5 protein-coding genes are annotated in these 4265 nt (G+C 65.9%); 2 read left to right on the forward strand and 3 right to left on the reverse strand.

Annotated features, from left to right (window positions below; all coding sequences use genetic code 11):
- Positions 1-144 precede the first annotated feature (144 nt).
- From dnaQ to ACVOLR_RS19850, 3 genes are read right to left on the reverse strand one after another with little or no spacing between them, the layout of a single operon-like run.
- Positions 145-873 carry a DNA polymerase III subunit epsilon gene (dnaQ, locus tag ACVOLR_RS19840; protein WP_481537959.1) on the reverse strand — a complete coding sequence of 243 codons (729 nt, stop codon included), beginning with the start codon at positions 871-873 and terminating at the stop codon, positions 145-147.
- 8 nt (positions 874-881) lie between these two features.
- Complete coding sequence (gene rnhA, locus ACVOLR_RS19845; RefSeq protein WP_481514502.1) at positions 882-1334, reverse strand: ribonuclease HI; 453 nt, start codon at positions 1332-1334, stop codon at positions 882-884.
- A 15-nt stretch (positions 1335-1349) separates the two neighbouring features.
- A complete protein-coding gene (locus ACVOLR_RS19850) occupies positions 1350-1898 on the reverse strand; it encodes a class I SAM-dependent methyltransferase (RefSeq protein WP_481537960.1) in 549 nt (182 codons plus the stop codon).
- Between the two features lie 116 nt (positions 1899-2014).
- Between ACVOLR_RS19850 and gloB the strand changes: the two genes are divergently transcribed.
- Positions 2015-2779, forward strand: a complete 765-nt coding sequence (gene gloB / locus ACVOLR_RS19855; RefSeq protein ID WP_481537961.1) for a hydroxyacylglutathione hydrolase — start codon at positions 2015-2017, stop codon at positions 2777-2779.
- Positions 2776-3990, forward strand: coding sequence for a lytic transglycosylase domain-containing protein (locus tag ACVOLR_RS19860; RefSeq protein WP_481537962.1), 1215 nt, complete (start codon positions 2776-2778; stop codon positions 3988-3990). Before gloB ends, ACVOLR_RS19860 begins: the two co-directional genes overlap by 4 nt.
- Positions 3991-4265 lie beyond the last annotated feature (275 nt).

The raw sequence follows: 4265 nt of genomic DNA on the forward strand, positions 1-4265 counted from the left end.
GGCGGGGCTGGGGCGGTGGCGGCTCTGCTTGTGGGGGCGGCCCGGCGCGACCGGTGTGGGGGGAGGCGGCGAACCGCGCGCGGGCTGCCTCGCCCGTTCCACGAGGGCCCGCGGACCTCCGTTTCAGTCAAAGACCCGCGCGGCTCATGCCGGCTCACTCGGCGCTGGCACCGGCTCTCCGTCCCACCATGCGTGGCCAGCCTTCTTGCGCAGCCTGGCCAGACGCGCCTCGTGCGCTTCCTGCTCCGACGCGGTCGCCAGCACGCGCGGCCGCGGCAACAGCGCCGACACATCGAACGCCTGCACGACACCAGCGGCATTGGCCGATTCGGCTTCAGGCTGACCAAAACCAATCTCTTCCTGGCCCGAGGTCAGCGCGATATAGACATCAGCCAGGATCTGCGCATCGAGCAGGCCGCCATGCAGCGTGCGGTGGGCGTTGTCCACGCCCAGACGCCGGCACAGCGCATCCAGCGAGTTGCGCTGGCCTGGATAGCGCTCGCGCGCCATCGCCAGGGTATCGGTCACCGTCACCCGGTTGGCCAGGCGGCCCTTGCCGGCCAGGCTCATCTCGTTTTCGAGGAAGCCCATGTCGAACGAGGCGTTGTGGATGATCAGCTCGGCGCCATCCACATAGGCCAGGAACTCATCCACCACTTCTTCGAAGCGCGGCTTGTCGGCGAGGAAGTCCAGGCTCAGGCCGGTGACTTCCGCGGCGCCGGATTCAAAGTCGCAATCCGGCTTCAGGTAACGGTGGAAATTATTGCCGCTGGGGCGCCGCTCAAGCAGCTCCACACAGCCGATTTCAACCACGCGGTTGCCTTTCTTCCATTCCAGGCCGGTGGTTTCGGTATCAAGGACGATCTGGCGCATCAGCTACCTCAGTTGCTCGCGGCGCCAGCGCGCACGCGGATTGCAGCATCGCGGGCCAACTGGTCCACGCGTTCGTTGTCCGGGTCACCGGAATGGCCCTTCACCCAGCGCCAGTCGATCTGATGGCGTTGCGTGGCTTCATGCAGGCGCTCCCACAGGTCGCGGTTCTTGACCTGGTCGCCGCCGGCGGTCTTCCAGTTACGCCGCACCCAGCTCGGCATCCACTCGGTGATGCCCTGGCGCACGTACTGCGAATCGGTGAACAAGGTGATGTTGCAGGGTTCGCTGAGCGTTTCCAGGCCCATGATCGCGGCCATCAACTCCATCCGGTTGTTGGTGGTGTGGGCTTCGCCACCGGCCAGCTCGCGCTCATGGCCCTTGTAGCGCAACAACGCGCCCCATCCACCGGGGCCGGGATTGCCGAGGCAGGCGCCGTCGGTATGTACTTCAATTGACTTCATAGTGTTCCGTTGAATTCAGGTCGCCACCGGGCCGCGCCAACTGACGCGACTGGCCTTGATCGGGCCAATGAAGGCCGCGGTGCGTTTTTCAGCTTCCAGCACGCACAAGGCGCGCAGGGCCGGCAATGCCGTGCCCGGGGTGTTGCCTGACTGCGTCCACAGCGGGCCATAGTGCCGCAGCGAGCGATATCGTATGCCCTGACGCTGCAATAGTGTCCTGCAACGCACCGCCGATGGCGGTCGCGCGCCCTGCCATTGCCAGTGCGCGCGGTAGGGACTGTAGTGGTTGAGCAGGGTCACCCAGATCCGCCCGCCAGGCATCAGCACCCGCGCGCATTCGGACAACAAGGGCTCCAGTTCCTCGGCTGCAGGATGCTCGATGACGATGGCCTTGATCGACTCACTTGGCAGCGGCAACGGCAGACTGCAACGCAGATCCCCTGCCCAGCCGGGCGCTTGCGGGTTGCGGTACAGGCACAAACCGCGTCCCTGCGGCGGCGGGTCGGGCAGCCAGGAGGCGCTTGGTGCCAGCCACAGCCACGGCGGCGAGGGAAATCCGCGCATCTGTTCAGACAGCAGCCGCTGCTCCCACTCGCACAGCGCCCGCGCCCCGGCTTTCTCAAACCATGGCGAGACTCCAGCTTGACTGAGGGACGGGAGGGCAGGCATTTTCCAATTCTATGCGACTGATCGCCCTGCCCGCATTTCAGGACAACTACATCTGGGCGCTGCAAACGCCCGATGACCGCACGATTTTCGTCGACCCCGGCCAAGCCGCCCCGGTTTTCGAAGCCGCTGCGCAAGGCATGCAGCCTGCGGGTGTCCTGCTCACCCACCACCACGACGACCATATCGGCGGGGTGGCGGAGTTGCGCCAGCGCTGGCCCCGGCTGCGGGTGCTGGCGCCGGTAGATGAACGCATCCCACTGGAATGTGAACGAGTCAGCGAAGGCAACCGGGTAGAATTGTCGGGCTTCGACTTCAGCGTGATGGAAGTTCCCGGTCACACCCGAAGCCATATTGCCTACTACGGCCACGATCATTTGTTCAGTGGCGACATGTTGTTCAGCTTGGGCTGTGGACGCATGTTCGAAGGTACGCCGGCCCAGATGTTGGCCTCGCTACAGCGAATGGCCGCCCTGCCCCCACAGACACTGGTCTGCTGCGGGCACGAATACACGCTGGCCAATGCCGTGTTTGCGCGGCATGTCGACCCCACCAACGCGGCATTGCAACGCCGCCAACAGGAAGCCTCGGACATGCGCAGCAGTTCCCGTCCTACCGTTCCCGCCATCCTGGCGAGCGAACTCGAATGCAATCCGTTTCTGCGGACTGCCGATACCGCCATCGTTGCAGCGATCGCGGCGCGGCTTGGTCGCGCACCCACCGACCAGGTGGAAGTCTTCGCCGAACTGCGGCGGTGGAAAGACGGTTTTCGCGCATGAGGCGGCTCAGTCTGCCGTTGGCGCTGGGGTTGTTGTTGGGCACGGGCAGCGGCGCGCTGGCCGCCCAGACGCTCCCGGTCAGCGCCGGCATGACCCAGAACGTCGCCGCACTGACTGCATTACCGCTGGACCCGGCCTCCCTGCCGGCCCCGACCACCCGTAACGGACGCGAGATCTTCGCCAACTTCCGTGAGGGCCTGGCCGCACCGCAGTGCGACGCCGAAGCCACCAGCGCACGCTGGCGCAAGCAGTTCTCGCACGCCCCGTCACGACTGGGCAATGTCGAGGACGATGCGCTGCCGCTGTTCGGCTACGTCGTCGACGAGCTGCGCAGCGCCGGCCTGCCGACCGAATTCGCGTTGATCCCCTTCGTTGAAAGCGGCTACCGCCCCGGCGCCCGCAATGCCAGCGGCCCGGCCGGGCTGTGGCAGTTCATCGCCACCACTGCACGCAACCACCGCGTGCCGATGGAAAAGGGCTATGACGGCCGCCTGTCGGCGGTGGACTCCACCCGTGCCGCCGTGCGTTACCTGAAGACCCTGCACGGCATGTTTGCCGGTGACTGGCAGCTGGCGACGATGGCCTACAACGCTGGCGAGTACCGCATCCTGCAGTCGCTGCGTCGTGGCGGCATGAATGCCCAGAACGCGACTGCTTCCGAGCTGCCGGGGCTGTCGCCGATCACCTACGCCTACGTAGAAAAGCTGCACGCGCTGGCCTGCGTGCTGGAACAGGCCGAGAACGAACCTGACCTGATGGCCGCGCTGGACCGGCAGGTGCCGATCCTGAAGGGCCACACCCTGCCGGCCAACACCACCCTGGCGGCCTGGTCGGCACAGAACGCGCTGGATCCGGCGCGTATCGCCCGCCTCAACCCCGCCCTGACCAGCTCGCGCTCCGGTACCCGGGTCCTGGCCCCGGCCGCCGCCATTGGCAGCGTAGAGAGCGACAACAGCGAGAGTGTGCTGGTTGCGACTCGCGATGCGGCACCTGCAGCTCCTACGGCAGCCCGCAGCCGTCCAGCGGCCCCCTCGCGCGCGGTGGCCTCGGCCAGCAATGGCAGCCGCCACACCGTGCGCAGCGGCGAATCCGCCTGGACCATTGCCCGCCGCTATGGCATTTCTGTGAAGACCCTGCTGTCGTCCAACAATCTGGATGCCAGTGCTGTGTTGAAGCCCGGCATGGTGCTGCGTTACGAAGAAGTGCGCTGAGCCAACGCTCCAGCATGAAAGCAGAACCAGAAGCCCGGCCAAAAGCCGGGCTTCTGCGTTTGATGTCGGCTTCTGCGTTTGATGTAGTGCCGAGCCATGCTCGGCAGGGGCTTCGCCGCTGACCTGTCCGCTTGTGGGAGCGGCGTAAGCCGCGAAGCTGGTGATCCTTCTGATTACACGGATGCCGGTGATTTCATTACTGCCGGCTTACCCGCCTAACCCCCCGCCAAAAAACGATGGGGTTTGCGGTTAACCCCCCCGGCCCGCCAAGGCGG

It is taken from the genome of Stenotrophomonas sp. STEN030 (genome assembly GCF_056759995.1).

Coding starts and splice junctions, on each gene's coding strand:
- dnaQ (WP_481537959.1), bottom strand. CDS start 873: ATGCGCCAGATCGTCCTTGATACCGAAACCACCGGCCTGGAATGGAAG.
- rnhA (WP_481514502.1), bottom strand. CDS start 1,334: ATGAAGTCAATTGAAGTACATACCGACGGCGCCTGCCTCGGCAATCCC.
- ACVOLR_RS19850 (WP_481537960.1), bottom strand. CDS start 1,898: ATGCGCGGATTTCCCTCGCCGCCGTGGCTGTGGCTGGCACCAAGCGCC.
- gloB (WP_481537961.1), top strand. CDS start 2,015: ATGCGACTGATCGCCCTGCCCGCATTTCAGGACAACTACATCTGGGCG.
- ACVOLR_RS19860 (WP_481537962.1), top strand. CDS start 2,776: ATGAGGCGGCTCAGTCTGCCGTTGGCGCTGGGGTTGTTGTTGGGCACG.